22 protein-coding genes and 1 tRNA gene are annotated in these 26208 nt (G+C 70.2%); 10 read left to right on the forward strand and 13 right to left on the reverse strand.

Features of this window, described 5'->3' with window-relative positions:
- Nucleotides 1-54 precede the first annotated feature (54 nt).
- Nucleotides 55-1437, reverse strand: a complete 1383-nt coding sequence (locus DDQ41_RS17360) for a phospholipase D-like domain-containing protein (protein WP_109295311.1) — start codon at nt 1435-1437, stop codon at nt 55-57.
- Nucleotides 1424-1567 (reverse strand): hypothetical protein, encoded by a 144-nt coding sequence (locus DDQ41_RS31345; protein ID WP_162602699.1) that lies wholly within the window; start codon nt 1565-1567, stop codon nt 1424-1426. The genes DDQ41_RS17360 and DDQ41_RS31345 overlap by 14 nt, the downstream gene beginning before the upstream one ends.
- Before the next feature lie 156 nt (nt 1568-1723).
- Here DDQ41_RS31345 and DDQ41_RS17365 point away from each other — a divergent pair, with 156 nt between their 5' ends.
- Complete coding sequence (locus DDQ41_RS17365; RefSeq protein ID WP_262508401.1) at nt 1724-2815, forward strand: ISAs1 family transposase; 1092 nt, start codon at nt 1724-1726, stop codon at nt 2813-2815.
- On the opposite strand, the gene DDQ41_RS17370 is transcribed toward DDQ41_RS17365, so the two are convergent.
- From DDQ41_RS17370 to DDQ41_RS17385, 4 genes are all read right to left on the reverse strand, one after another.
- Nucleotides 2767-6150, reverse strand: coding sequence for a serine/threonine-protein kinase (locus tag DDQ41_RS17370; RefSeq protein WP_162602700.1), 3384 nt, complete (start codon nt 6148-6150; stop codon nt 2767-2769). The genes DDQ41_RS17365 and DDQ41_RS17370 overlap by 49 nt on opposite strands.
- Before the next feature lie 306 nt (nt 6151-6456).
- Nucleotides 6457-6530, reverse strand: a tRNA-Pro gene (locus DDQ41_RS17375).
- A gap of 223 nt (nt 6531-6753) precedes the next feature.
- Nucleotides 6754-7695: a metallophosphoesterase gene (locus tag DDQ41_RS17380; RefSeq protein ID WP_172607810.1), complete on the reverse strand. Its 942-nt coding sequence runs from the start codon at nt 7693-7695 to the stop codon at nt 6754-6756.
- Nucleotides 7578-8930, reverse strand: a complete 1353-nt coding sequence (locus tag DDQ41_RS17385; protein WP_109295313.1) for a glycosyltransferase 87 family protein — start codon at nt 8928-8930, stop codon at nt 7578-7580. The genes DDQ41_RS17380 and DDQ41_RS17385 overlap by 118 nt, the downstream gene beginning before the upstream one ends.
- A gap of 938 nt (nt 8931-9868) precedes the next feature.
- Between DDQ41_RS17385 and DDQ41_RS17395 the strand changes: the two genes are divergently transcribed.
- Complete coding sequence (locus tag DDQ41_RS17395) at nt 9869-10333, forward strand: GatB/YqeY domain-containing protein (protein WP_109295315.1); 465 nt, start codon at nt 9869-9871, stop codon at nt 10331-10333.
- 162 nt (nt 10334-10495) lie between these two features.
- Here the strand turns inward: DDQ41_RS17395 and DDQ41_RS17400 are convergent, their stop codons facing one another.
- On the reverse strand, nt 10496-12775 hold the full coding sequence (locus tag DDQ41_RS17400) for a transglycosylase domain-containing protein (RefSeq protein ID WP_109295316.1): 2280 nt from the start codon (nt 12773-12775) through the stop codon (nt 10496-10498).
- Between the two features lie 393 nt (nt 12776-13168).
- On the opposite strand from DDQ41_RS17400, the gene DDQ41_RS17410 reads away from it, so the two are divergent.
- Complete coding sequence (locus DDQ41_RS17410) at nt 13169-13513, forward strand: WhiB family transcriptional regulator (protein ID WP_171052979.1); 345 nt, start codon at nt 13169-13171, stop codon at nt 13511-13513.
- A gap of 549 nt (nt 13514-14062) precedes the next feature.
- Here the strand turns inward: DDQ41_RS17410 and DDQ41_RS17415 are convergent.
- Both DDQ41_RS17415 and DDQ41_RS17420 read right to left on the reverse strand, forming a co-directional pair.
- Nucleotides 14063-15376, reverse strand: a complete 1314-nt coding sequence (locus tag DDQ41_RS17415) for an ArsA family ATPase (RefSeq protein WP_109295318.1) — start codon at nt 15374-15376, stop codon at nt 14063-14065.
- Nucleotides 15377-15524: 148 nt separating this feature from the next.
- Nucleotides 15525-16517 (reverse strand): ArsA family ATPase, encoded by a 993-nt coding sequence (locus DDQ41_RS17420; protein ID WP_109295319.1) that lies wholly within the window; start codon nt 16515-16517, stop codon nt 15525-15527.
- Nucleotides 16518-16689: 172 nt separating this feature from the next.
- Between DDQ41_RS17420 and DDQ41_RS17425 the strand changes: the two genes are divergently transcribed.
- The 4 genes from DDQ41_RS17425 to DDQ41_RS17440 all read left to right on the forward strand — a co-directional run bounded on the left by DDQ41_RS17425 (nt 16690) and on the right by DDQ41_RS17440 (nt 19312).
- The gene (locus DDQ41_RS17425) at nt 16690-16848 is read left to right on the forward strand and encodes a DUF4177 domain-containing protein (RefSeq protein ID WP_017947820.1); all 159 of its coding nucleotides are present in this window, start codon (nt 16690-16692) and stop codon (nt 16846-16848) included.
- Nucleotides 16845-17315, forward strand: coding sequence for a RidA family protein (locus DDQ41_RS17430; RefSeq protein WP_109295320.1), 471 nt, complete (start codon nt 16845-16847; stop codon nt 17313-17315). Before DDQ41_RS17425 ends, DDQ41_RS17430 begins: the two co-directional genes overlap by 4 nt.
- Before the next feature lie 276 nt (nt 17316-17591).
- Nucleotides 17592-18485: an NUDIX hydrolase gene (locus DDQ41_RS17435; RefSeq protein WP_109295321.1), complete on the forward strand. Its 894-nt coding sequence runs from the start codon at nt 17592-17594 to the stop codon at nt 18483-18485.
- Entirely contained in the window at nt 18482-19312 is an 831-nt protein-coding gene (locus tag DDQ41_RS17440; RefSeq protein ID WP_109295322.1) for an MBL fold metallo-hydrolase, read from the forward strand. Before DDQ41_RS17435 ends, DDQ41_RS17440 begins: the two co-directional genes overlap by 4 nt.
- Nucleotides 19313-19591: 279 nt before the next feature.
- On the opposite strand, the gene DDQ41_RS17445 is transcribed toward DDQ41_RS17440, so the two are convergent.
- Entirely contained in the window at nt 19592-20266 is a 675-nt protein-coding gene (locus DDQ41_RS17445) for a Crp/Fnr family transcriptional regulator (protein WP_017947815.1), read from the reverse strand.
- Between the two features lie 370 nt (nt 20267-20636).
- Between DDQ41_RS17445 and nth the strand changes: the two genes are divergently transcribed.
- The 3 genes from nth to DDQ41_RS17460 all read left to right on the forward strand — a co-directional run bounded on the left by nth (nt 20637) and on the right by DDQ41_RS17460 (nt 23938).
- Complete coding sequence (gene nth, locus DDQ41_RS17450; protein ID WP_435863972.1) at nt 20637-21677, forward strand: endonuclease III; 1041 nt, start codon at nt 20637-20639, stop codon at nt 21675-21677.
- A gap of 241 nt (nt 21678-21918) precedes the next feature.
- Entirely contained in the window at nt 21919-22623 is a 705-nt protein-coding gene (locus DDQ41_RS17455; protein WP_109297790.1) for an NUDIX hydrolase, read from the forward strand.
- Nucleotides 22624-22738: 115 nt separating this feature from the next.
- Complete coding sequence (locus tag DDQ41_RS17460; RefSeq protein WP_109297791.1) at nt 22739-23938, forward strand: MarP family serine protease; 1200 nt, start codon at nt 22739-22741, stop codon at nt 23936-23938.
- Nucleotides 23939-24259: 321 nt separating this feature from the next.
- Here the strand turns inward: DDQ41_RS17460 and DDQ41_RS32530 are convergent, their stop codons facing one another.
- From DDQ41_RS32530 to DDQ41_RS17475, 3 genes are all read right to left on the reverse strand, one after another.
- A complete protein-coding gene (locus tag DDQ41_RS32530; protein WP_109295324.1) occupies nt 24260-24439 on the reverse strand; it encodes a hypothetical protein in 180 nt (59 codons plus the stop codon).
- 232 nt (nt 24440-24671) lie between these two features.
- Nucleotides 24672-25700, reverse strand: coding sequence for an alpha/beta fold hydrolase (locus tag DDQ41_RS17470; protein WP_109295325.1), 1029 nt, complete (start codon nt 25698-25700; stop codon nt 24672-24674).
- Nucleotides 25697-26200: a phage holin family protein gene (locus DDQ41_RS17475; RefSeq protein ID WP_109295326.1), complete on the reverse strand. Its 504-nt coding sequence runs from the start codon at nt 26198-26200 to the stop codon at nt 25697-25699. Before DDQ41_RS17475 ends, DDQ41_RS17470 begins: the two co-directional genes overlap by 4 nt.
- Nucleotides 26201-26208: the final 8 nt, after the last annotated feature.

The following is a 26208-nucleotide window of genomic DNA, read 5'->3' on the forward strand; positions in this document are numbered from 1 at the left end:
TGTCGAATCACCGAGCAACATCAGGAGGCCCTGGTGCCGCAGTGTCGGTGCCTGCTACTCACTCTCCTGAGCGATCAGGTCTAGATAGCGCTGGTATTTCTCGTCGACGGTTTTGCTGCCGCGGACAAGCGTGCCTTCCTCCATGCGATACGTGCGGTCGCGGTCTCCCTCGAAGGACAGCCAGTTGAAACTGGTAGTGATCCACACGTCGTCGTAGACGAGGACTTTGGCGTGGGTGGACTTCACCCGTGTGAAGGTGAACTTCTCCTTGTAGCGGCTTGCGAGGTTCTCGAGTCTGCGCACGGCGTCCCGGTCGTTCTTGGGGTCGTTGGGGGTATAGCCGTAGGCGATGTGAACGCTGACGCCGCGGCGCAGCCGGGTTTCGAGCTTGCTGATGAAGCTGGTGTCGACGATGGCGCGCTTGATCCAGGGGGCGATGAGGAGGATCCGGCGGCGTGCCTGAGTGAGGGCCTCTTCGAGCAGGTCGGAGTGCTCGAAGACGCTGATGGCTCGGATCTCGTCGCGCGGCCGCTCTTCAGCCAGCTCCTTGGGAGCGACTGCGGCGAGCTGGACCGCGGCCTGTTCCGCGCGTTTCTTGGTGACCTCGGCCAGCGGGATGCGGGCGCGTTCTAGGTCCGGATCGAGCGAGGGTCGTTCGGCGGGGGCCTCGACTTGGATACCGAGGGCCTTCGCGCCGCCCTGGCCGAGGAGACCGAGTTCGTGGTCCGGGCTCAGCTCGCCGTCGATGACGACGCCGAGCTGGATGTCGTTGCGGTCGGCGTCGGCGTAGACGAGGAGTTTGGCGGGCAGGACGCGGGGCGCCTTCGATTCGGTGATCTGCTTGACCTGCAAGACTTCACGGTCGGTCAGGCCACGTTCTCGGAGCTGGACGTTGATCGCAGCAGCGGTGAGGTCGCTCATCTCGACCGGTCGGCGCTGCGCTGCGGGGAGGAGCAACATGTTCTGTTCCTGGGCCTGGCGGCGGGGAATGATCATGCGGCGGTCGAAGGAGCTGACCTTCCACAGCAGCTGGTCGAAGACAAGCGGCTCGTTGACCCGGACAGGAGTGATCGACGAGAGCTCACGTTCCTGCTGTTCGCCGCGGGGAGTCAGCTTGAGTCGTCGCGCGCCTGCGGTGCTGTCTGATGGTCCGTAGGTCAGGAGGTCTTTGTGGAAGTGGTCGGCGATGGTGTCGGTGACCATATCGGAGGGCAGCCCAAGGAAGCCGGCGATGGCCCCTTCCGTGCGGAGGTTCGTGCTCACCAGGCGCAGGACGAACTCGTCGAGCAGAGGGATCTGTTTGCGGTCCTGGGCGAGGACGTCGGCGCTGATGCGGGCGACGGGCAGCGCGGCGTCGGCAATGGCCGTCAGCTCCAGACCCGGCCGCGCGTTATGGAAGCGTGCAGCCAGCAGACTGTCAGAGCTAAACGTGGGCATCGCGTACCTCGCAGTCCTCGGGGTGGCTGGTGATGTAGTCCAGGACCTTGCGCAGGGCGCCGGGCTTGCTGCGGGAGAAGGCGGCGTCACCGATCACGGTGAGGCCGTAGCGGGCGCAGGGCTCCGGCAAAGTCGCCCTGTAGGGCTGTGACGTGGTGTTTCTGCGTGAGATGAGGGTGCGCGGGCGTGTTCAGGTCGGGTTGGATGGAGGTTCCTACGCCGTCCGTCCGTCCGAGAGAACAACGCCCGCGCCATGTCATCGTCTCGCATCTCCGCGCCTGTCCGCATGCTCGTTCCGGATCATGAGCTTCTCGTCGACCTGCTCGGTCGGATACCCGATCCGCGCCGTCGGCGCGGGGTCCGTCATTCGGTGGGCGCTCTGATCGCGGTCGCGGTGTGCGCGGTGATCGCCGGGGCACGGGGGTTCACGGCGATCGGGGAGTGGGCCCGGGACGCGGGGGCCGACGCCTTGGGCCGGCTGGGTCTGGAGCGGGGGTCGGTGGACGAGTCGACGCTGCGCCGTCTGTTCGCGAGGCTGGACGCGGACCGTCTCGACGCGGTGCTGGGGGCCTGGGCCGTGACGCGGGCCGCGTTGGTCGCGGGCCGGCGGGTGATCGCCGTCGACGGCAAGACGGTCCGCGGCGCCCGCGGCGACAGCTCTTCCGCGCCGCACCTGGTCGCCGCCCTCGCTCACGGATCCGGGGCGGTGCTCGGCCAGGTCGCGGTGGGGGAGAAGAGCAACGAGATCCCCGCCGCCCGCCGCCTGCTCCAACTCCTGGACCTGGACGGCGTGGTCGTCACGATGGACGCACTGCACACCCAGCACGACACCGCAGCGCTGGTGACAGAGGCCGGCGCCGATTACGTCCTGACCGTGAAGGCCAACCAGAAGTCCTTGTACAACCAGCTCAAGGCCCTGCCCTGGGCCCGGATGCCCGCCCTCACCAGGACCGAGCGCGGACACGGACGCCGCGTCACCCGCACGATCAAGGTCGCCGACGTGCCCGCCTGGATCGGCTTCACCGCAGCCACGCAAGTCGCCCGACTACGGCGCACCGTCACCAGGAAGGGCAGGCGGACGGTCGAGATCGTCTACCTGATCACCAGCGCGGACGCCCACACCGCGCCGCCGGCACTCCTGGCCGCATGGGTGCAGTCGCACTGGCAGATCGAGAACCGCCTGCACTGGATCCGCGACGTCACCTTCGACGAAGACCGCTCCCAGGTCCGCACCGGCAACGCACCCCGCGTCATGGCCGCCCTGCGCAACACCGTCATCACCCTGCTCCGCCTGCACGGCCACCACAACATCGCCGCCGCCCTACGACATCACGCCCGCGACACCGACCGCCCCATCAACCTGATCCTGACCGCATGATCAACGACTTTGCCGGGACCCTGGTAGCGGGCGCGAGAGAGCGCAACGTTGATCCGCCGCCAGTAGGGCTCGCCGAGGAATCCGAAATCACCCCGTTCGTTGCTGCGGGTGACCGAGAAGACGGCCAGGTCGCATTCGCGTCCCTGGACTGCGTCGACGGACAGGACGTCGACGATGAGGTGGTTGAACTTGGCGCCAGCCAGGCGGCGGCGCAGTTCTTCGACCTGGCGTCCGTAGGGGGCGATGACCAGCACTTCCAGAGGGCGGTCACCGGAGGGCTTGATGACACCCTGGGTGACGGCTCGGTCGATGAGGGTCAGCCGATTGCAGGCGATCTGGGTTTCCATCCGGTTGGAGATGCTGGTCTCCGCGCCGGTGCGGTCTGACTCACGACGGCCAGAGATCCCGGAGGTGTCGAGCCACAGAACCGGCTTCGCAAAAGTCTCGTATCCCTTGAGGATCGTAGCGTTGGGCGAGAGTAGATCCTCGTCGTAGAAGACCGTGGAGATCATGTTTCCGATGGCCGGGGTCATGCGGTATTGCTCGCGCAGCATGTGCTTGACGGGGTGCTGCGTGTGCTTCTCCAGATAGGCGAACAGGGTGGTTGTCACCAGCTCCGGGATCAGCTGGTGGTCATCCATGATCTTCTGATCGCGCAGGATGTCCTCGTCCAGCGGGGGAAGCTGGCGGGTGTCGCCGACCAGGATCCACTTGCGGGCACGGGCAAGAGGCACAAGAGACTCCGTCGCGGTGGCCTTGCTCGCCTCGTCGAAGATGCACAAGTCGAACTCAAGGTTCCTGGCGGCAGGATGGCCGAGGAAGCCCAGCGCCGTGCCGCCGACGACCTGACGGGTCTTGAGGTAGGCAGCCAGCAGGTTGGGGTCGGTGTCCACGCGCTGCAGCCACTCGCCCTGCAGACGCAACAAGCTCAGCATGGTGCGGCCGGCGCTCTGCGGGAACAGGGCCTCGACAGCGTCCCGCGCGTCCTTGGCCGTGAGGTCCTCCCGCAGGGTCAGATCGCCTTCAAGGCCCTGCTGCACGTCGGTGAACAGCTCTTGGCGGCGCTCCAGCAGCTGGTCATGCCTGGCCTGGAACGACAGCACCTCTTCACCGAGTTCATGTGCCGAGGTGGTCCGTTCCGGAACGGGCTGCCTGGACAGCTCCTCCAGGCGTGCCTGGACGTGGTCGAGATCCGCGGCGACTGCGGCCAGCTCCTCCAGATGGAGGGCGGCCTTGAGATGACGGGCTTCCAGACCGCTACGTGCTGCGATGTCGTCGACGAAAGCTTCTGCGCGTCGCCTGACTTTGCGAGTCCAGCGCATGATCTGCCGGTTCAGGAGCAGGTGCTGGGCGCTTTCCGCGACCCGCGGGTCATCGGGGCGGCCCAGCCGGACAATGTCTGTGACGCCGGCGTCCGCGATACGGCGCAGGGCGTTGTCGATGGCGATATGTGTCTGGCTCACAATGAGGATGCGAGCCCCGGGCGTGCGCGCCAAGGTCTGTTCGACGATCTCCGCGATGACCGTGGTCTTGCCGGTACCAGGTGGCCCTTCGACTAGCAGCAGGTCCTGGCCATTCACTGCGTGGCGAACGACGTCCCGTTTGCTGTCGTCCAGATCGGCACGGAACCAGTCGGTAATCTCAGCAGGCGGCCGGGTGGCAATCGCCGACGGTGCGTTGATGATGTCGCGTAGCAGGCGGTTCGTGCTCTGCCCGGTGGACACGGTCGCGAGTGCGTCGCGCTGCCGGGCCAGAGCGGTCTGGCTCGGACCGAGGAACGGCACCAGCACGCCGCGGGCCGGTACTCGGGTGCCCGCGCGATGGAATCGCAGCGTCACCGTCTGCTCGGTTTGGGCTGTCACCTCGCCCCGTGCCACTGGCCTGCCCTGCGAGAAGGAGGCCGCCGACCACTCCTCACCCACCAGCGATGTGCTGCTTGATGTGGTGAGGTGAAAGACGGTGGTGCGGCCCGCCTCACTGATGCGTTCGTATTCCAGGAGTTCCCGCCCCTGCGCAGCGATCTCCTCGCGTGCATCGAGCAGGCGGCGCCATCCGTCGAACAGATCGCCCAGGCGCTGCACGTCCTGCTCGTGTGCTGCCTGTTCCTTGTCTGCCTTGTGCTTGTCGAGGCGGTCCAGGAGCAGGTCCCAGCCCTGGTAGGCAGCTTCCTCGCCGGGATCCTTGAATGTCCAGTTGAGCACCGGCGGGAGTTTCAGGGCGTGCTCTCGCCAACGAGCCAGCCACTCCTCGCCTTTGGCCGCGGCCGACATAACCACTGCCCGCTCACGCCGGGTTTCGTCCTGCTTGAGGCGCACATACCACTCGCTGCCAGCCACGCAGATCGTGTTGGTGTCGGTCTCCTTGGTCTGCGCGTTGAAGCCGTAGTCGACGTGCACGGTTCCGCCCAGGTCGGCCAAGATGATGTTCTTGGCCCGTTCCCAGTCCGGATCGGTCCCCCGGGGCACAGCGGTGATGCTCGCCGCTGCTCCGCGGGTGAGTTGCAGCCAGAGGTGGCTGCTGCGCCGGGCCTGCCTGTTACCGCAGATCTCGTCGGCGTCCAGGAGCTGCTGCTCAAGCACGGCAGCGTTCGCAGGGCGCTTCCGCGGGTCGAAGTCGATACAGCGGGCGAGAATGGCGCGGATCTCGGACGCGAGATCCAGTTCCTTCAGGACTTCCTCAAGATGGGGATAGTCGGTGGCCTTCCCACCGGACAGGATCTGCAGCGCCAGAACACCGAAGCCGAAGACGTCCCGCGCGTACGGCACCAGATCATCTCGCTCCGGCGGGGAGTATGGGCTGGAGCGGAACTCGGCAACCGTCGCATCGGCGGCGGCGTTCACCTTTGAACGAATCTTGGCGATGCCGAAGTCGGCGAGTTTAGGGACGCCCTCCTGCGTGAGCAGTACGTTGCTGGGTTTGAGGTCTCGGTGCTCGATCTCCAGGCCGTGGGCGTAGGACAGGGCTCCGATCAAGGGCCTGCCGATCTGGTCGAAGAACGCCGCCCAGCTCATGGGCCGACGTGCTGCGAGATCGTCCTTCAAGCTGCGGTCGACCCACTCCAGCGCGATGAAGTAGCGGCCGAGGTCGCCGTCCCACCCTGAGTCGAGCATCCGCACGATGTTGGGGTGCTCCAGCTGCTTCAGCGACTGCGTCTCCCGCCCCAGGAACGTCTCCAGGACCGGGTTGTCTTCCTCCTGCCGCAGCAGTTTGATCGCCGCAAAAGCCCCGTCAGGATTGGACATGTCGAAGGCCCTACGGACCTCGGACAGCCCGCCGATTCGCAGCTCGTCTCCCAACAACATGAAACGACCATTGATCACTTTTTTGGCTGTCACGCACACCCCTCGTACAGCGGCCACGGGCGCTGCTCGCCCCCCAGGCCACCCTGCCAGCTCAGGTCACGGGCAGTCAGTGGTCAGGCACGCGAAGCTGAGCGGCCCTCGGGCTGTACAGGCATAGGGGCTCCCTGGCTGTGGGAAGCGAGGAGGATACGGCCAGCAGTCAGCGATGGGGTCAAACAGCACGCACGGAGACTCGCGGCTGGGAGCGGGATTCTGAACTCGGCTCCCAAAACGACCCCAGAAACCACTCAGGGACCCGACCCGCTAAGCGGATCAGGCCCCTGACCTGGTACTTCACTGTCGGGGTGGCGGGATTTGAACCCACGACCTCTTCGTCCCGAACGAAGCGCGCTGCCAAGCTGCGCCACACCCCGATGTCGCTGCTCTCGCGGCGACGACGTTTACTTTAGCCCACGGGCGGCCGGAGACGAAATCCGGTTTTCCGGGTCCCTCACCTGGTGCGGAGCGGCGAGAGCGGCTGCGGTCGCCGGCCTGGGAAAGGACGGGAGAGGGACGGGAGTGGGACGGGAGTGGGACGGGAGAAGGCTGGAGGGGATGGTGAGAGGGAGGGGGTTCAGCGGCCTCGGGTGTCCGTCCTCAGTCCCGAGCCACCAGGGTCAGCAGTGTCGCCTCCGGGGGACAGGCGAAGCGGACCGGGGTGTAGCGGTTGGTGCCGCAGCCGGCGGAGACGTGCAGGTAGGAGACGAGGCCGTCTGACCTGTGGGTGGACAGGCCCTTCACCCGGTCGGTGTCGATGTCGCAGTTGGTGACCAGGGCGCCGTAGAAGGGGATGCACAGTTGGCCGCCGTGGGTGTGGCCCGCGAGGATCAGGGGGTAGCCCTCGGTGGTGAAGGCGTCGAGACAGCGCAGATAGGGCGCGTGGACGACCGCCATCGAGAAGTCGGCCGTCCGGTCGGGGCCGCCGGCGACCTTCTCGTAGCGGTCTCGTTTGATGTGCGGATCGTCGAGTCCGGTGAAGGCGATCTCGAGGCCGCCGTCGAGCTTCAGGCGGCCGCGCGCGTTGCTCAGCCCGATCCAGCCGGCCGCGTCGAAGGCGTCCCGGAGGCCCTCCCATGGGTTGTGTACGACGCCCACCGCCGGGGCGTTGCCGTTGAGCCCATGGCGGCCCTGGGCCTTCTCGATCAGATAGCGGGCCGGGTTGCGCAGTTTCGGGCCGTAGTAGTCGTTCGAGCCGAAGACGTACACACCCGGGTACTCCATCAGCGGCCCGAGGGCGTCGAGTACCTCGGGCACGCCGTCGGTGTCCGAGAGGTTGTCGCCGGTGTTGACGACGAGGTCGGGACGCAGCCCCGCCAGGGACTGCAGCCAGGCGCGCTTCTTGCGCTGTCCGCAGACCATGTGGATGTCGGAGACCTGCAGTACCCGCAGCGGGCGCATCCCTCTCGGCAGTACCGGGACCGTCACCCGCCTGAGCCGGAAGGAGCGGGCTTCGAACCCGGCCGCGTAGGCGATGGAGGCTGCTCCGAGAGCCGTGACACCGGCACCGATCTTGAGAGGGAGGCCGTAGCGTGCGCGCATGTGCCCATCGTCGCAGACGGTCCGCTCTCCGCATACGGCCCGTCCCGGTCCGTGCCCGGCCCTCCGAGCGGCAGGAGCAGGAGGAGGAGCAGCGCCATCCACACATAGGCGTTGGCACCCAGGAATCCGGGTGCGCCGCCGTCGTTCCAGCGCCACAGCCAGACCATGCTGCTGCACAGGACGGCGTAGCCCACCAGAGCCCAGGTCAGCAGCCGGCGGCGGCGCCGTCCGCCCGGATCCGAGCGCAGCCCCTTGTCGGCGAGTACGGCGAGGGCCGGGATGAGCCAGACGAGGTGGTGCACCCAGGTGACCGGGCTCACCAGACAGGCGGCGGCACCTGTCAGCGCGAAGCCCGCGAGTTCGTCGCCGGCGGCTGCGGCCTGGCGTGCCCGCCGCGCCCACAGCCAGAGCAGCAGCACTACGCCGACCGCCCACACGGCGCGGCTGGGCTCGGCGAACGGTTCGGTGAGCCGGGCCAGCATGCCCTGCCAGGACTGGTTGGAGACATAGGCGAGCGAACCGACCCGGTCGGTGTTCCACATCGCCTCGGTCCAGAAAGTACGTGAAGCGGTCGGCGCCGCCCACGCCGCGAGCAGGGTCGCACCGCTCGCGGTGCCGATGGCGACTCCTGCCGCCCGCCACCGTCGGGTGACCAGCAGGTAGCAGATGAAGATCGCCGGGGTGAGCTTGATCGCGGCGGCGAGGCCGATGCCGAGACCGGCGAGCCGCCCGAGGGACGGGAAGCGTTCATGTCCGGCCGTCAGCAACCGGCAGTCGACGAGGACCAGGGCCAGGAGCAGCAGATTGACCTGGCCGAAGCTCACGGTGTCCCGGACGGGCTCCAGCAGGGCGAGCATGCAGGCCGCCGCGGTGTACGCGAACCACCGGTGGCGGCTCTCCCGCCGGATCGTCGCGTCGAGGCAGACATGGAGGACGACCGCGGCGGCCGCGATGTTCAGGAGCTGGCTTATCGCCAGTGCGCTGTGCCACCCGACGAGGGTCATGGGCAGCATGCACAGAGCCGCGAAGGGCGGATAGGTGAAGCCGTAGTGGGTTCCGGGCCTGAGGTAGTCGTAGATCGGGGCGCCGCCGATCCAGTGCTCGACCGCGCCGTAGTAGACGTGGAGGTCGAACCAGTTCCGGTGGAACGGCACGGTCGTGAGGAAGAAGACCGCCACCGCCGCCATGCCGAGACCCACCAGGACGCGCCCGCGGGTGGTCGCGGGGATCCTCACGCTGTGCTGCCCGGCGGACGGCTCGGGTCCTGCGCCGTGCCGTCGTGCTGCGGAGGCGGGTCCCAGGGCGAGGGGTCCGTCGGACGCGATGCTTACGGGAGGGCCTCCGGAAGTGGTGCCTCCGGACGGGATGCTTCCGGGAGTGGTGCCTCTGGGAGTGGTGCCTCTGGGAGTGGTGCCTGTGGAGGGGGAACCCTGCCCGCCGCCCGTGCCGTCAGCCTGTATGCGCACCACAGCGCCAGTCCCCCCAGTGTGCTTCCGCCGACTGCGATCAACAGCCGATTATGGTCGGGCGCGAACCCGCTCGGCATCACCGCAGGAGCGAGCACTCCGCTCGGCAGAGCCGCCGCGTTCGCCGGACGCACCGAGCCCCTGAGGGCCGCGGCGGCGATCAGGAACACGCTCCACAAGAGGTACCACGGCCGGATCGCGGGGCGCCCGGGACGGCCAACCGCGGCCGGACCGATTCCGGCCGAGTACGCCGGCCGCCGCAGACGGCGGCGCATCCGGAACACGAGGACGGCGAGCGCGGTGGCGACGGCGAGTCCCGCCGAGTGTCGGCGGGTCCGGCCGAGTGTCGGCGGGTCCGGCCGAGTGCCGGCGCTGTGCGGGTCGGCGCCGCCGTGCCGGGCGAGCGCCGGGAGGCACTGCCCCGTCAGTGCCACGCCGGGCAGCACGGCCGGCCGCGTACCCGAGGACCCGGGGACCACCCGGGTGGCGGCGAACTCGGCCATCGCGGCGGCACACCGAGGACGACCGGACCGTACGGGGTCGGGGCTGCCGGGGAGCGGAGGATCGCAGGTCGCGAGGCAGGGGAGGACCGCAGGTCGCGGCCGTGCCGCGAGGGCCGTCCCGGCCGGGCCGCCCGGCGTGGGAGTGCGGCGCGAGCCGGGGAAACGCGCGGGCACACCGGAGCGCGCGCCTGCCACAATCGACGCATGACCACGCTCAAGTCCCAGTTGAAGGAAGACCTCACCGAGGCGATCAGGGCACGCGACGAGCTGCGCTCCTCGACGCTCCGGCTGACGCTCTCCGCGATCACCAAGGAGGAGGTCGCGGGCAAGGAGGCGCGTGAGCTCTCCGACGACGAGGTCCGGAAGGTGATCGCCAAGGAGGCGAAGAAGCGGCGCGAGGCGGCCGAAGCCTTCGCCCAGGGCGGTCGTGCCGAGCAGGCGGACCGCGAGAGGGCGGAGGGCGCGCTCCTCGACGCCTACCTCCCCCGGCAGTTGACGGACGACGAGCTGAACGGGGTCGTGGCCCAGGCCGTCGAGGAGGCCAGGGCGGCGGGTGCCGAGGGCCCCCGGGCGATGGGTGCGGTCATGAAGATCGTCAACCCGAGGGTGTCGGGCCGTGCAGAGGGCGGCCGGGTGGCCGCGGCGGTCAGGAGGCTGCTCGCCGGCTGACGAGGCAGGCCGCGCGTGGGGCACGCGGTCCGCAGGGGAGCCGCTCGGCGAAGGGACCCGTCCGCATCGGGCCGCTTCGCCGATCCGCCGGCCGCCTCCGTCGCCGTGCCGTGCCCCGCTGTCCGAACCGGCCGGGGCCGCCGTACCGCGGTGGGCGCCGGGTCAGTCCCGCTGCCGGCCTCCGTCCGCGCCCCCGTCTCCGGCGCCGTTCCCGCCTCCGTCCTGGCCGCGGGTGATGTTGCCGCCGATGAAGTCCGGCGGGAGCGAGATGTCGGGGAAGGGGTCCCGGCCGGCGCTCCTGCCGGGCTTGTCGTCGCCACCGTCGCCGTCACCGTCGCCGTCGTCCCGGCGCCGGTCCTCCTCGTCCCCGCCCTCCGGCGCGTCGGGCACATGGACCGTGTTGAAGCCCGGGTTCTCCTTGCCCCGCAGGGCTCCCGCCATCGCGTCCTTCCAGATCGGGCCCGGGACCTGGCCGCCGAAGACCTTCCCGTGGTAGCGCCCGCCGATCCGGATGTCGAACATCTTCACCTTCTGGGAGGCGCTGCCGACCCAGACCGCGCCGGACAGGTTCGGGGTGTAGCCGACGAACCAGGCGTTCTTGCGCTCGTCCGTCGTACCCGTCTTGCCCGCGTTGTCGCGGTCCGTCAGGCCGGCCTCCTGGCCCGTACCGGAGTCGACCACGCCGCGCAGCAGCGTGTTGACGGTGTCGGCGGTGCGTTCCGACATCACCTTGCCGCACTCGGTCTGCGGCACCCGGAGGCTCTTGCCGTCGGCGGTCCTGATCGACTCGATGGCGGTCGGCGTGCAGTGCGTGCCGCGGTTCGCGAACGTCGCGTACGCGTTGGCCATCGTCAGCGGCGAGATGCCCGTCGAGCCCAGGGTCAGCGGCGCGGGGCTGGCCGGGAGTTTCTCCCCGTTGCCCTGCACCACGCCCAGGCGGTCGGTCATCTCCACGACGGGGCAGAGGCCGATGTCTCCTATCATCTGCACGAAGTACGTGTTGACGGACAGCTCCATCGCCTCGCGGAGCGCGTAGGGCCCGACTTCCTTCTCGTTCTCGTTCTCCACCGTGTCGCCGCCGCGGTTGCGCCAGGGCCGGTCGGAGCAGCTCGCGATCGAGTCCGGGTAGGGCATCTTGTACGGCGCCGGGTACGACTGCGTCGGCGGACGGCCCTGCTCCAGCGCGGCGGCGGCCACGAACGGCTTGAAGGTCGAACCCACCGGGAAGCCGTAGTTGGAGCCGCCCATCCTGGCGTTGACCGAGTAGTTGATCTGGGTCTCGTTCTCGCCGAAGCCGTACGGCTTGGACTGGCCCATGGCGACGATCCTGCCCGTCCCGGGTTCGACCAGAGTGATCGCCGCCGCGACCTTGTCGTCCTGGTAGACGTGGTCCCCCAGCGACTCCTGGGCGGACTTCTGCGCCTGCGGGTCCAGGGTCGTACGGATCGTCAGGCCGCCCTGGTTCCAGACCTTGGCCCGCTCCTCGCGGGTCTTGCCGAAGACCGGGTCCGTGAGGAAGACCTCGCGCACGTAGTCGCAGAAGAAACCGGCGCCGTCGACGGCGGTGATGCAGCCGTTCTTGGGCTTGCTGACCTTCAGCTCGATCGGTGTCTCCTTGGCCCTGTCGGCCTCGGCCTGGGAGATGTCGCCGACGTCGGCCATCCGCTGCAGCACGGTGTTCCGGCGCTTGGCGGCCTCCTCGCCGTCGTTGACGGGGTCGTAGCGGCTGGGCGACTGGACGATGCCGGCCAGCAGCGCGGCCTCCTCAAGCTTCAGGTACTTGGCCGACTTCGAGAAGTAGCGCTTGGACGCCGCCTCGACGCCGTAGGCCTGCTGGCCGAAGAAGGTGATGTTCAGGTAGTTCTCGAGGATCTTCTTCTTCCCCAGCTCCTCCTCGACCTGGATCGCGAACTTGAGTTCGCGGACCTTGCGGCCGATGGTCTGCTGGGTGGCCTGGGCGACCTTGTCCGGGTCGTCCCCCGCCTCCTCGACGAACACGTTCTTCACATACTGCTGGGTGAGCGTCGACGCTCCCTGGGTGACGCCGCCTTCCTGCGCGTTGCGGTTGAGCGCGCGCAGCACGCCCTTGAGGTCGATCGCCCCGTGCTCGTAGAAGCGCGCGTCCTCGATGGCCACGATCGCCTTCTGCATGTACGGCGAGATGTCCTTGAGCTTGACCACCGTGCGGTCGCGTGAGTAGACGGTGGCGATCTGCCCCCCGTCGGCGTCGAGGATCGTCGTGCGCTGGCTCAGCGGAGGGGTCTTGAGGTTGGCGGGGATCTCGTCGAACCCCTCGACCGTGCCCTTGGCGGCCAGTCCCAGCGCGCCGGCGGCCGGCAGGGCGAGACCGGCAAGCACAGCTCCCGCGAGCACGCTGACTCCGAGGAACTTCGCGGCCTGCTGGGTCCCGGTCAGGCCACCGCCCGATCGCTTCTTCGACATGGGGGCAGCCTACGTTCTTATTCTCCGGACACGTGTATAGGCCTTGGCCTAGGCTGCTCCCAGCTGTCACAGCAGTGCGGTTGCGCATCACGGCAGCGCGCTGTCTCCCACGCTGTCCACGCTGTTTCCGCTGTCCCCGAGCCTCTCTCAGGGCGATCCCCACCCGGCGGCCTCTTCCACTTGCCCATCTTATGTACCGGATTCCTTACGTATGCCCTCGGGTCACTCCCCCGGGTGATCTGCCGCTTACGCATAGTCCGTTCGGACCATTCAAGATTGGGCCCGAAGGGGGTGTTGCGCTCTGCCCACCTTCCGTAACGTCCTCAACTGGCAGCGGTGAATATGCCGCTGCCGCCGTGGGGGAGCCTCGATTCGGGAGAGGACGGCGCCGGCATGGGCTGGGTAACCGACTGGAGTGCGCAGGCAGCTTGCCGCACTACCGATCCGGATGAACTGTTCGTACAAGGAGCGGCGCAGAACAGGGCCAAGGCGGTGTGCACCGGATGCCCGGTGCGGACGGAGTGCCTGGCCGACGCGCTCGACAATCGCGTCGAGTTCGGAGTGTGGGGTGGTATGACCGAGCGGGAGAGGCGCGCGTTGCTGCGCAGGCGCCCCACGGTCACCTCCTGGCGTCGCCTGCTGGAAACCGCGCGTACGGAATACGAGCGAAGCGCGGGCATTCTGCCTGTGGGCCTCGAGGACGACGAGACCTACGAGACTTTCGCGGCCGTGGGCTGAGCTGAACCGGCGGCCGGTGCGGCCAGGGCGCGCCATGGCGTGTCCCCGCGCGGTTGGGATTCGGCCAGGCCTTCCGTCGCCTCCGGCCGTCCCACGGCTCGTACGCCGGGGTCCTCGTACCTCTGCGGTCCGGTGGTGGCCCGCGAGACGGCACTGCGCGAGAAGGCGCGGTGCGGCTTGGTGGTGCTGCGGTGGTACTGCCACCCGGTGTCTGCCGACTCCGTACCGTCTGCGCGCTGCGTGCCACAGTTCCGGCGGGTGCCGTACGGAGAGCGTCGACCGCTGAGTCGGCCTCGCGCCGAGCGTGGCTCGCCCGCGACGTGCCCGGTGTCGAACCCGCCCGTTCGAGTGTGAGGTATCACACGCCGAACTGTGGAGCGTCGGCCCGGGGGTCTCCGGGGGTCGGCATGCGCACGACCGGTCGGTGCGGTCGGCCGACCGTTACGGACGACTCCGCCGAACCGGCCGTGCGCACGGTTGGCACGGGCGGGTCGGCACGGGCACGGCCGAGTGCCGGCCGGGAGCGCCGTCGAGCCGGCCACCCGGCCGCTAGGCGGCTCCGGCCGGGAGGCCACCGCCCGCCAGTCTGTCCCCGATGGTGCGCAGGCCTGCGAGATCGTGCACATCACCGGGCAGAGCGGCCACTTCGGTCACCGGCACCTCGGGGTGGAGCGCGGTGAAGCGGTCACGCGTGCGCTGCTCTCGGGACAGCACCTGCATCCGTTCGGCATGCAAGCGCAGTAGCCCGGCGGTCAGTTGTGAGGTCGGGGGCGCCGAAGGCCGACCGGGCTCGGATTCGGGCTCGGGCGTGTACTCGGGTTCCGGCTCCACGGCGGAAGGGGTGGGAGAGGACCCCGCGGAGCCACGCTCAGCAGCCTTCCCGGCCTCCTGATCGACAATGCGGCCCTCGTCAAGATTTTCTGCGGCGGCGAGCGCCCGCTCGGCCGAGAGCCGTGCGGCGCCGCTGCCGTGGACGCGGTTGAGTACCAGTCCGGCCAGGGGCATCTCCTCCGACGCCAGACGCTCCACGAAGTACGCCGCCTCGCGCAGGGCGTCCCGTTCCGGGGCGGCGACCACCAGGAACGCCGTCCCGGGAGCCTGGAGCAGCCGGTAGGTGGCATCGGCACGGGTGCGGAACCCGCCGAACATCGTGTCCATCGCCGCCACGAAGGTCTGTACGTCGCGCAGGAACTGACCCCCCAGCAGCTTGCCCAGCGTCCCGGTCATCATCGACATACCGACGTTGAGGAACTTCATCCCGGCCCGCCCGCCCATCTTGGCGGGGGCCATCAGCAGCCTGATGAACTTGCCGTCCAGGAAGGACCCGAGCCGCTTCGGTGCGTCCAGGAAGTCCAGCGCCGACCGCGACGGGGGAGTGTCCACCACGATGAGGTCCCACTCGTCGCGCGCCCGCAGCTGCCCCAGCTTCTCCATCGCCATGTACTCCTGCGTGCCCGCGAAGCCGGCCGACAGGGACTGGTAGAAGGGGTTGTCCAGGATGGCGCGGGCCCGCGACGGGTCCGCGTGCGCCTCGACGATCTCGTCGAAGGTGCGCTTCATGTCGAGCATCATGGCGTGCAACTCGCCGTCGCCCTTGATGCCGTCCACCCGGCGCGGGGTGTTGTCCAGCAGGTCGATCCCCATCGACTGGGCCAGCCGGCGGGCGGGGTCGATGGTGAGTACGACCGCCCGGCGGCCGCGCTCCGCCGCCCGTACCCCGAGGGCGGCCGCGGTCGTCGTCTTGCCCACCCCGCCGGCGCCGCAGCACACGACGATGCGGATGCCAGGGTCGTCGAGCAGGGCGTCGACCTCGAGCAGCGGTGTGTCCTGCAGCGCGCTGCCGCGCGTCATCGACGACGTCATCCGGCCACTCCGGCCACTTTGGCTGCTCCGGCTGCTCCGGGGCCTTCGGCGACTTCGGCCTCTTGGGTCAGCCCCGCCATTTCGCTTGCTCCGGTCGCTCCGGTCGCTCGGATCACTGCGGTCGCCCGGGTCGCTGGGATCACTGCGGTCACTGGGCATCCCCCCCGGCATCGGCTCCGCTGTTCACTCCGAGCTTTCGCAGCTCGGTCGCCAGCTGGAACAGCCCGGCCAGGTCGACCCCTTCGCTCAGCAGCGGGAGTTCGTACGCCGGCAGCTCCAGCGCCTCCAGAGCGGCGCGCTGCTCGCGCTCCAGCTCGACGCGCTGGGCGTGCTCGGCGGCCTGCTCGAGCAGCGGCCCGACCAGTCCGGCCGCGCCGCTCACCCCCGCCCCGCTCAGCGACCTGGCGATGTCCTTGCGGCGGGTGGCGGTCCCGGCGCTCCGCACCGCCTCCTCGTCGAGGACGTGCGGACGCACCATGTTCACGATCACCATGCCGGTGGGGAGGTCCGCTGCACGCAGCTCGGCGATGCCGTCCGCGGTCTCCTGCACGGGCATCTCCTCCAGCAGTGTGACCAGGTGGACGGCGGTCTCGGCGGACTTGAGGACGCGCATCACCGCCTGGGCCTGATGGTGTATCGGGCCGATCTTGGCGAGACCGGCGACCTCGTCGTTGACGTTCAGGAAACGGGTGATGCGGCCGGTCGGAGGGGCGTCCATGACGACGTGGTCGTAGACATACCGGCCCTGCTTGTCCCGGCGGCGCACGGCCTCGCAGGCCTTGCCGGTCAGGAGGACGTCTCGCACGCCCGGCGCGATGGTCGTGGCGAAGTCGATCGCGCCGAGCTTCTTCAGGGCCCGGCCCGCCGACCCCAGTTTGTAGAACATCTGGAGGTAGTCGAGGAGGGCCCGCTCGGCGTCGATGGCCAGCGCGCACACCTCGCCGCCGCCGGGAGCCACGGCGATCTTGCGTTCCTCGTAGGGCAGTGCCTCCGTCTCGAAGAGCTGTGCGATACCTTGCCTGCCCTCGACCTCGACGAGGAGGGTGCGCTTTCCCTCGGTCGCGAGGGCGAGCGAGAGGGCCGCGGCGACCGTCGTCTTACCGGTCCCGCCCTTGCCGCTGACGACCTGGAGCCTGCTCACGTCCTGGAGCCTAACCAGTCGACCCGAAGGCTAAGCGCCCCCGGGTCGCCCTGGCCGACCGGCCAGGGCCCGGCGTCGCGCGTACCGATCGGCCGGCCGGCCGCGGCGTCGCGCGCGTACCGACCGAACCTGTGTCACCGGGCCGCCCGCCGGTGCGGCTACAGTCGGCTCCATGACCAAGTGGGAATACGCGACCGTGCCCCTTCTCGTGCACGCGACCAAGCAGATCCTGGACACCTGGGGCGAGGACGGCTGGGAACTCGTCCAGGTCGTCCCCGGGCCGAACAACCCCGAGCAGCTCGTGGCCTACCTCAAGCGGGAGAAGTCATGAGCGGTGCCGTCGAGGGCAGGCTCACCGAACTCGGGCTGACGCTGCCGGCCGTCGTGCCGCCGCTGGCGGCCTATCAGCCGGCCGTGCAGTCGGGTCCGTACGTATACACCTCCGGGCAGCTCCCGATGGTGGAGGGGAAGCTTCCGGTGACCGGCAAGGTCGGCGCGGAGGTGACCCCCGAGGAGGCCAGGGAACTGGCCGCCACCTGTGCGCTGAACGCGCTGGCCGCCGTGAAGTCCATCGCCGGCGACCTGGACCGGATCGCCCGGGTCGTGAAGGTGGTCGGCTTCGTCGCCTCCGCCTCCGACTTCACGGGTCAGCCCGCCGTCGTCAACGGAGCGAGTGAGTTGCTCGGCGCGGTCCTCGGCGACAGGGGCGTGCACGCGCGCAGCGCCGTGGGTGTCGCCGTGCTGCCGCTGGACGCGCCCGTCGAGGTCGAGATCCAGGTGGAGCTCGTCCAGGGCTGAGCCGTCGCGAGGCCGGACCCCCCGCCGGAGGTGCCCCGGCCTTTTCACGGGAGCCCGGAACCCCGGTCCGGACCCGGAGACCGCCGTCGGAAACGGATCCCGAGCTGCTGTGAGGTGCCGAGGCGCCGAGGTGCCGAGAACGGCCGTGGGAGAGGTGCCCGCCGACCGGCCGCGGGGATGTCCGCATGGGGGGGCGGGCCGACGGTCCGGCCGCCCCCGCGCCGGCCGGTCCGGGCACCCCTCGAACATCCGCGCGTGAGCGCATAGCATCCGGCCATGTCCAATGGTCAGTGGTACCCACCGGAATGGCCCGACCGGATCCGGGCGCTCGCCGCGGGCGAGCTCACCGCCGTCGTCCCGCGCCGGGCGGCGACCGTGATGCTGCTCAAGGACACCTCCGAGGGCGTACACGTCCATATGCTGCGCCGCCGCGCCTCCATGGCCTTCGCCGGGGGCGCGTACGTCTACCCGGGCGGCGGGGTGGACGAGCGCGACGCACGGCCGGTGCGCTGGGCGGGGCCCTCCCTGTCCGAGTGGGCGCGGCGGCTCGGTGTCGAGGACGAGGCGTCCGCGCAGGCCGTGGTCTGCGCGGCGGTCCGGGAGACATACGAGGAGGCAGGCGTCCTGCTGGCCGGCGAGACCGGTGACTCCGTCGTCGAGGACACCACCGGCGCCGACTGGGAGGCCGACCGCGCGGCCCTCGTCGACCGGACGCTGCCCTTCGCCGAGTTCCTCGACCGCAGGGGCCTGGTTCTGCGGTCGGACCTGCTGGGGGCGTGGGCGCGGTGGATCACCCCGGAGTTCGAGCCGCGCCGTTTCGACACCTGGTTCTTCGCCGCCTCACTGCCGCGAGGCCAGCGGACCAGGAACGCCTCCACCGAGGCCGACCGCACGGTGTGGATCCGGCCGACGGACGCCGCCGCCGGGTACGACGCGGGCGAGCTGCTGATGATGCCGCCGACGATCGCCACGCTGCGGGTGCTGGGACGGTTCGCCAGCGCCGCGGACGCCCTCGCCGCGGCGGCCGGCCGGGACCTGGCGCCGATCCTGGCTCAGGCACGCTTGGAGGAGGGGGGAGTGGTGCTCAGCTGGCCGGGCCACGACGAGTTCACCAAGCACATCCCCGTGGGCGGAACGGGTCCGGCCGGGGCGACGGGAGGCGCGCTGTGACCAACGCATCCGTGCTGCCGGGGCAGCCGCGCGGCGCGGTCGTGTCCGGTCGCGCGACCGCCCGCACGATCAACGTCCTGGCACCCAATCCGTCCGCGATGACACTGGACGGCACCAACACGTGGATCGTCGCCGAGCCGGACTCGGACCTCGCCGTCGTCGTCGACCCGGGACCGCTCGACCAGGGCCATCTGCGGAACGTCGTCGCCACGGCGGAGAAGGCGGGCAAGCGGATCGCACTGACCCTGCTCACCCACGGACATCCGGACCACGCCGAGGGAGCCGCCCGGTTCGCCGAGCTGACCGGGACGAAGGTGCGTGCCCTCGACCCCGCACTCCGGCTCGGCGACGAGGGGCTGGCCGCGGGGGACGTGATCCGTACCGGCGGTCTGGAGCTGAGGGTCGTACCGACGCCCGGGCACACGGCGGACTCGCTCTGCTTTCATCTGGCCGCCGACCAGGCCGTGCTGACCGGTGACACCGTCCTCGGCCGGGGTACCACGGTCGTCGCGCATCCGGACGGCCGCCTCGGCGACTATCTGGACTCGCTGCGCCGGCTGCGCTCCCTGACCGTGGACGACGGGGTGCACACGGTGCTTCCCGGGCACGGCCCGGTGCTGGAGGACGCCCAGGGCGCCGTGGAGTACTACCTCGCCCACCGGGCGAGCCGGCTGGCGCAGATCGAGACGGCCGTGGAGAACGGCTACCGCTCGGCGGCCGACGTGGTCGCACACGTGTACGCCGATGTCGACCGGTCGCTGTGGCCCGCGGCGGAACTCTCGGTGCGGGCACAGCTCGAGTACCTGCGAGAACACGGCCTCATCTAAGGCTCGTCCAGGTCTCGTCCAGGTCTCTTCCAGGGCTTATCCAGGGCCACCGCTCCGGTGCCCGCCCGGTGCCCCCGCCCCGGACCGGCCGCACGGTCCTCGCCCACTGCGCGGCGACGGCCCGAGTGCGCGGGGCCCGCCGAGAACCTTGACCCGAGCACTGCCGGGCGGGCCCTGATACCCCTGTTGCCCCGTGACCCGGTGCGCGACCCGCTGGACCGGCGCGCCGGGCGCCCGCGGCGCGCGTGACCGTACGGGTTCCGCGGCGGAGCCGGGCGGCTAACGGGAACGCTTGGCGAGGCGCTCCACGTCGAGCAGGATGACCGCGCGGGCCTCGAGCCGGAGCCAGCCGCGCTGCGCGAAGTCGGCCAGCGCCTTGTTCACGGTTTCACGGGAGGCGCCGACGAGCTGGGCCAGCTCTTCCTGGGTCAGGTCGTGGACGACGTGGATGCCCTCCTCCGACTGCACGCCGAAACGGCGCGAGAGGTCGAGGAGCGCCCGGGCGACACGACCGGGAACGTCGGAGAAGACCAGGTCGGACATCTGGTCGTTGGTCTTGCGGAGTCTGCGGGCGACGGCGCGAAGGAGCGCGGTGGCCACCTCGGGGCGCGCGTTCAGCCAGGGTTGCAGGTCGCCGTGGCCCAGGCCGAGGAGCTTGACCTCGGTGAGAGCGGTGGCGGTGGCGGTACGCGGTCCCGGGTCGAAGAGGGACAGCTCGCCGATCAGCTCGCCGGGGCCGAGCACGGCCAGCATGTTCTCCCGGCCGTCGGGGGAGGTGCGGTGGAGCTTGACCTTGCCCTCGGTGACCACGTAGAGGCGGTCGCCCGGGTCACCCTCGTGGAAGAGCGCGTCGCCGCGGGCGAGCGTCACTTCACTCATCGAGGCGCGGAGCTCCGCGGCCTGCTCGTCATCGAGCGCCGCGAAGAGCGGGGCGCGCCGCAGAACGTCGTCCACGAGTTCTCTCCTTGTCGACCTGCTCAGGGGACGGTGGTCCCCATGATGCCGTACGGGAAAACAGTGCGATCGATCACAAGGGCCGACACAAGTCTGACGCACCGGCCTCTCCGGCAGTGCCTCAGGGGCCGATTCGAGTGGTGATGCGCCATGGCCGGGGCGGATGTCCGTGGCGGCCCTTAGGCTGGCCGGGTGTCCAACTCGCCGGTGAGAGCACAGGCCGAGGGGGCTGTGAGAGTGGCAGGGGACGAAAATTCCGCTGTGGGCGAACGCCATTCGCCACGTTCCGGCATATGTAGCAAAAGCGAAAAATAGGACTACTTTTATGGCTTCCCCGAAGACGCCGCGGGCAGCGGCGCGGAAATCGGCCGTGGCGCAGACGCCTGCGGCGAAGGCGGCTGGGACGGAGAAGTCCGCGGCCGGGGCCTCCGCTGAGGCGGCGGCGCCGAAGGGCACCACCAGGAAGTCCGCGGCCGGGAAGCCCACCGCTGCGGCGATGCCCACCACCAAGAAGAAGCCGGACGCCAAGAAGAAGCCGGACGCGAAGAACAGGCCGGATGCAGAGGGCAAGCCGGACGCCAAGAGCAAACCGGACGCCGGGAAGGAGTACGGCAGGAAGAAGTCGCGGGCCGTGCCGGCCGCCGGGTCCGAGTCCCGGCTGGCGATGGTGCGCAGGGCGCGCCGGATCAACCGTGAGCTTGCCGACGTGTATCCGTACGCACACCCCGAGCTTGACTTCCGCAACCCCTTCCAGTTGCTCGTCGCGACCGTACTGTCCGCTCAGACGACGGACCTGCGGGTGAACCAGACGACGCCCGCGCTCTTCGCCAGGTACCCGGCGCCCGAGGACATGGCCGCGGCCGTGCCGGAGGAGGTGGAGGAGCTGATCAGGCCGACCGGATTCTTCCGGGCCAAGGCGAAGTCCCTCATCGGCCTGTCCAAGGCGCTGCGGGACGACTTCGGCGGCGAGGTTCCCGGTCGGCTGGAGGACCTGGTCACGCTGCCCGGTGTCGGGCGCAAGACGGCCTTCGTGGTGCTGGGGAACGCGTTCGGGGTCCCGGGTATCACCGTGGACACCCACTTCATGCGGCTCGCCCGCCGGTGGAAGTGGACCGAGCAGGAGGACCCGGTCAAGATCGAGGCTGAGGTCGCCGGCATCTTCCCGAAGAGCGAGTGGACGATGCTCTCCCACCGGGTCATCTTCCATGGCCGCCGGATCTGCCACGCCCGCAAACCGGCGTGCGGCGCATGCCCCATCGCCCATCTCTGCCCCTCGTACGGGGAAGGCGAGACCGATCCGGAAAGGGCGAGGAAGCTCCTCAAGTACGAGATGGGCGGCTTCCCGGGGCAGCGTCTGAATCCTCCGCCCGACTACCCGGGCAAGCCCGCAGCCCCGCTGGGGGCCGGGTGATCCCTCCGATGCCCCGCCCACCGGGCCGGCACCGGACGCCGGATCCCGGCCGCCCGGCTCCGGTACTGCTGCCTCACCGGGCTCCGTTGTCCCAGCTGCCCCAGTCGGTTCGGCTGCCCCAGTCGGTCCAGTCGCTCTCGCCGTTCTTCCGGGCTTCCCGCAGCGCGCCGGTGCCGGGGTCTGCCGGAGCCCGCAGGAACGTTCCCGGCCATCGCGGCCGTTGCACACCACGGGGGTGCCCATGACACGTACGCACGGGACGCACGGGAGACACGGCGGCGACGCGGTGGTGAGTGGCGAGGACCTGCCCGACTGGCTGGAACCCGTGTCACGGTCCGCCGGAACCATAGCTGCCGAGCAGCTCAGCCGGTTTCTCCCGCCCGCGGGTGGCGGAGGGCGTCAGTCCGCCGTGCTGATCCTGTTCGGCGACGGCTCCCGGGGCCCCGAGCTGCTGCTCATGGAGCGGGCGACCAGCCTGCGCTCCCACGCCGGCCAGCCGTCGTTTCCCGGCGGTGCCCTCGATCCCGGGGACGGCGATCCGGCCACCACGGGGCCGCTCCGCGCCGCTCTCCGGGAGGCCGAGGAGGAGACCGGCCTCGATCCGTCCGGCGTCCAGATCTTCGGGGTGCTGCCCCGCCTGTACATCCCGGTGAGCGGCTTCGTCGTGACCCCGGTCCTCGGCTGGTGGCGCGACCGCTCCCCGGTCACCGCAGTCGACCCCGCCGAGACCGCCCGGGTCTTCACCGTGCCCGTGGCGGATCTCACGGACCCGGTGAACCGGGCCACGGCCGTCCACCCCAGCGGTCACCTCGGTCCGGCCTTCCTGGTCGAGTCGGCTCTGGTCTGGGGTTTCACCGGCGGATTGATCGACCGCATCCTGCACTTCGCGGGCTGGGAGCGACCGTGGGACCGTGCCAGGCAGGTCCCGCTCGACTGGCGTTCGTGAGACCGTTGCCCACGTGCTGTGCTCTCCCGGTGGTCGGTCCGGCGCCACCGGGAGCTGATCCGGGGTTCCCCTGCCGGGCGGAGTGCCGGACGACGAAACTGCGAGGCTGACGACGGTGAACCTGCTGGACATCCTGCTGTTGCTCGCCGCCGTGTGGTTCGCCGTCGTCGGATATCGCCAGGGCTTCGTCGTCGGCGTCCTGTCGGTGGTCGGGTTTCTCGGCGGTGGGCTCGTCGCCGTCTACTCGCTCCCCTTTCTCTGGGACCGGACGACGAACGGGACGGAGGTGTCCACGGCAGCCGCGATAGTCGCCGTCGTGATCGTGATCGTGTTCGCCTCCGTCGGCCAGGCACTCACCACCCACCTGGGCAACAAGCTCCGCCGCTACATCACATGGACCCCGGCACGTGCGCTAGACGCGACCGGTGGTGCCCTGGTGAACGTCGCCGCGCTGCTGCTGGTGGCCTGGATCATCGGCCTCCTCGTGGAAGGCACGGCGCTGCCTCTGTTCGGCACGGAGGCCAGGAACTCCAAGATCCTGCACGGCGTCACCCGGGTGCTGCCGGCGCAGGCGCCGACATGGTTCCAGGACTACCGGTCCATCCTCGCGCAGAACGGCTTCCCCCAGGTCTTCAGCCCCTTCGCCAACGAGCCCATCACCGAGGTCAGGCCGCCGGACCCGGCGCTGGTCGACAGCCCGGTGGCGGCCCGGGCGCAGCGGTCCATCGTCAAGGTCGTCGGCACGGCGCAGAGTTGCAACAAGGTCCTCGAGGGCACGGGTTTCGTCTTCTCCGAACGGCGGGTCATGACGAACGCGCACGTCGTGGGCGGAGTCGACGAGCCGACGGTGCAGATAGGCGGGGAGGGCAGGCGGTACGACGCCAAGGTCGTCCTCTACGACTGGCAGCGCGACATCGCCGTGCTGGACGTCCCCGACCTGAAGGCGCCGCCGCTGCGCTTCAGCGACGAGGACGCCCGCAGCGGTGACAGCGCGATCGTCGCGGGTTTCCCGGAGAACGGGTCCTACGATGTCCGCTCCGCGCGGGTCCGGGGTCGCATAGAGGCCGAGGGCCGCGACATCTACCGCCGCGGCGACGTGCGCCGTGATGTCTACTCGCTGTTCACGACGGTCCGCCAGGGCAACTCCGGCGGCCCGCTGCTCACGGCCGACGGTGACGTGTACGGAGTGATCTTCGCCCGGTCGCTGGACGACGCCGACACCGGTTACGCACTGACGGCCGACGAGATCCGCGACGACATCAGACTCGGCCGCACGGCCGACCAGGAGGTCGACAGCCAGGGCTGCGCGCTCTGACGCGCGGGGCGCAGGAAGATGCCGCGACCTGCGGCGCGCCCGCGCGGGGCAGCCGCTTCTGCGCGCCGGCGGAGATGCCGTCCGAGAATCTGCGGCGCGCCCGCGCGGGGTAGCCGCCGGGGTCCGCGTACAGCCGGCGGCGCGCCCGTGTCCGGCATACGCCGGGTCCGTGCATACGAGTGCCGGGAGCGGCGTTGCCGGCGACACGGCAGCAGCCGGAGGGCGGAAGACCCCTCGCCCCGCGCAGGCTCCCGCGCCCCACGGTGCGTCCGTGCCGTGGAGGGTGCGGGAGCAGGAGAGCGGGCCGCCGGTGTGACGGCGTCAGCCGCGAGGATGGCGCAGTCGCGCCGATACCCAGCGGGCGCGACGGCGGAGGATACGCGGGATCCCGAGACGGGGATCATGACCCCGCCCCTGGGGGCCGCCCCTTTCGCCCGTTACCGGCGCGGAGGCCGAGTGGGAGTTGCGTGCTGTGTCACTGTAGTCGTGCGTCCAGCCCATACCCCGACGTGTGCCCGTGCCCCAAGGTCGGTAACCGCATCGGGGCCCGCCAATTGGCCTATGCGCCGGGCAATCCCCGTTCGCCGCACACCCGTTCGCACGGCCCCGCACCTCGGTCGGCGGCAGGCGGCCGCCTCGTCGGGAACCACCGCGGTGTGCGGAGGAGCGGCGCGGGCAGTCGCGGCCCCGGGGTGTGCCGGTCGGCCCCGGGGTGGGCAGGTCGGGGCTCAGGTCACCGGTCGGGCTCGGGATCCTTCAGCCAGTTGACGAGTTCGCTGGAGAACGCGACCGGGTCCTCCTCATGGGGGAAGTGGCCGAGCCCGTCGAACAGCCTCCAGCGGTAGGGGGCTTCGACGTACTGACCGGAGCCCGCCGCGCTGCGCGTGCGCATCGCCGTGTCCAGCGAGCCATGGAGATGGAGCGTCGGCACCCGGACCGGACGCTTCATCCTGCGGTTGAACTGGATACCGTCCGGACGGGCCATCGACCGCACCATCCACCGGTACGGCTCGATCGAGCAATGCGCCGTCGACGGGATGGACATGGCCCGGCGGTAGACGTCGAGAGCCTCCTCCTCGGGAGGGCGGGGCCCCGACCACTCCCTGATCAGCCGCCCTACCAGGGCCGCGTCGTCCGCGAGGAGCTGACGCTCCGGCAGCCAGGGCCGCTGGAAGCCCCACACATACGAGCCGGCGCGGCTCTGCGCGAAGTCGCCGAGCATCGACGAGCGCCAGCGGCGCGGGTGCGGCATCGAGGAGACCGCGAGTCGCCGGACGAGCTTGGGCCGCATCACGGCCGCCGTCCAGGCGAGATAGCCGCCGAGGCCGTGGCCCACGAGCGCCGCGTCGGGCTCGCCGAGGGACCGCACCACGCCGGTGATGTCGAGTGCGAGGTTCGCGGGGTCGTAACCCCGGGGTGTGCGGTCGCTGCCTCCGACGCCGCGGAGGTCCATCGCGACCGCGCGGAAGCCGGCGTCGGCCAGGGCGGGCAGCTGGTGCCGCCATGTCCACCAGAACTGCGGAAAGCCGTGCAGCAGCAGCACCAGCGGTCCGTCGCCCAGCTCCGCGATGTGGAAGCGGGCGCCGTTGGCCGCCACGTCCCGATGGGTCCAGGGCCCGTCGATCCGGATGGGGCCGCCGTTCCCGGCGCCGTTCCCGCTACCGTTTCCGTTCCCGGCGCCGCTCCAGTTCCCGTTCCCGGCGGCGTTTCCGTTCCCGGTGCTGCTTCCGTTGCCGACAGAGGGCGTATCGGGTGCCGTCATGCGGACGAGCGTGCCACGGATGCGGAGGGGGCCTTCGTCCCGCGGGGGTGCGGCTTGGCGTTCTGCAGCACGGCGGCCGTCTGCTTGGCCGACGCGATGGTGCGCTCCGGCGGCTTGACCTTCTTGAACTTGGTCACGGCCAGCAGTGCCGCCAGGCCCGCCAGCAGCAGGAAGGCCGCTCCCACGATCAGGAACGACCAGGCGAGTCCCAGACCGAGGTTGTGGATTCCGTAGGCGGCGGCGAAGCTCAGCACCGGCAGGGAGAACAGGGCGAGGACCCCGGCGACCGTGCCGGCCACCCCGCCCGTCACCCCCCGCTTGACGTCCTGCCTGAGTTCCGCCTTGGCCAGCGCGATCTCGTCGTGCACCAGGGCGGACATCTCGGCGGTCGCCGTCGCCACCAGCTGCCCCAGGGACTTGTCAGCGCCGGCCAGCCGGACCGGTCCGACCGTGTCACCCGCGGCTTCGAGGGTGGTGGTCGTGCTGCCGGGGTCGCTCATCGGTGACT

It is taken from the genome of Streptomyces spongiicola (assembly GCF_003122365.1).
Classification (GTDB): Bacteria; Actinomycetota; Actinomycetes; order Streptomycetales; family Streptomycetaceae; genus Streptomyces; species Streptomyces spongiicola.

Coding starts and splice junctions, on each gene's coding strand:
- DDQ41_RS17360 (WP_109295311.1), bottom strand. CDS start 1,437: ATGCCCACGTTTAGCTCTGACAGTCTGCTGGCTGCACGCTTCCATAAC.
- DDQ41_RS17365 (WP_262508401.1), top strand. CDS start 1,724: ATGCTCGTTCCGGATCATGAGCTTCTCGTCGACCTGCTCGGTCGGATA.
- DDQ41_RS17380 (WP_172607810.1), bottom strand. CDS start 7,695: ATGCGCGCACGCTACGGCCTCCCTCTCAAGATCGGTGCCGGTGTCACG.
- DDQ41_RS17395 (WP_109295315.1), top strand. CDS start 9,869: ATGACCACGCTCAAGTCCCAGTTGAAGGAAGACCTCACCGAGGCGATC.
- DDQ41_RS17400 (WP_109295316.1), bottom strand. CDS start 12,775: ATGTCGAAGAAGCGATCGGGCGGTGGCCTGACCGGGACCCAGCAGGCC.
- DDQ41_RS17410 (WP_171052979.1), top strand. CDS start 13,169: ATGGGCTGGGTAACCGACTGGAGTGCGCAGGCAGCTTGCCGCACTACC.
- DDQ41_RS17415 (WP_109295318.1), bottom strand. CDS start 15,376: ATGACGTCGTCGATGACGCGCGGCAGCGCGCTGCAGGACACACCGCTG.
- DDQ41_RS17425 (WP_017947820.1), top strand. CDS start 16,690: ATGACCAAGTGGGAATACGCGACCGTGCCCCTTCTCGTGCACGCGACC.
- DDQ41_RS17430 (WP_109295320.1), top strand. CDS start 16,845: ATGAGCGGTGCCGTCGAGGGCAGGCTCACCGAACTCGGGCTGACGCTG.
- DDQ41_RS17435 (WP_109295321.1), top strand. CDS start 17,592: ATGTCCAATGGTCAGTGGTACCCACCGGAATGGCCCGACCGGATCCGG.
- DDQ41_RS17455 (WP_109297790.1), top strand. CDS start 21,919: ATGACACGTACGCACGGGACGCACGGGAGACACGGCGGCGACGCGGTG.
- DDQ41_RS32530 (WP_109295324.1), bottom strand. CDS start 24,439: ATGGGCTGGACGCACGACTACAGTGACACAGCACGCAACTCCCACTCG.
- DDQ41_RS17470 (WP_109295325.1), bottom strand. CDS start 25,700: ATGACGGCACCCGATACGCCCTCTGTCGGCAACGGAAGCAGCACCGGG.
- DDQ41_RS17475 (WP_109295326.1), bottom strand. CDS start 26,200: ATGAGCGACCCCGGCAGCACGACCACCACCCTCGAAGCCGCGGGTGAC.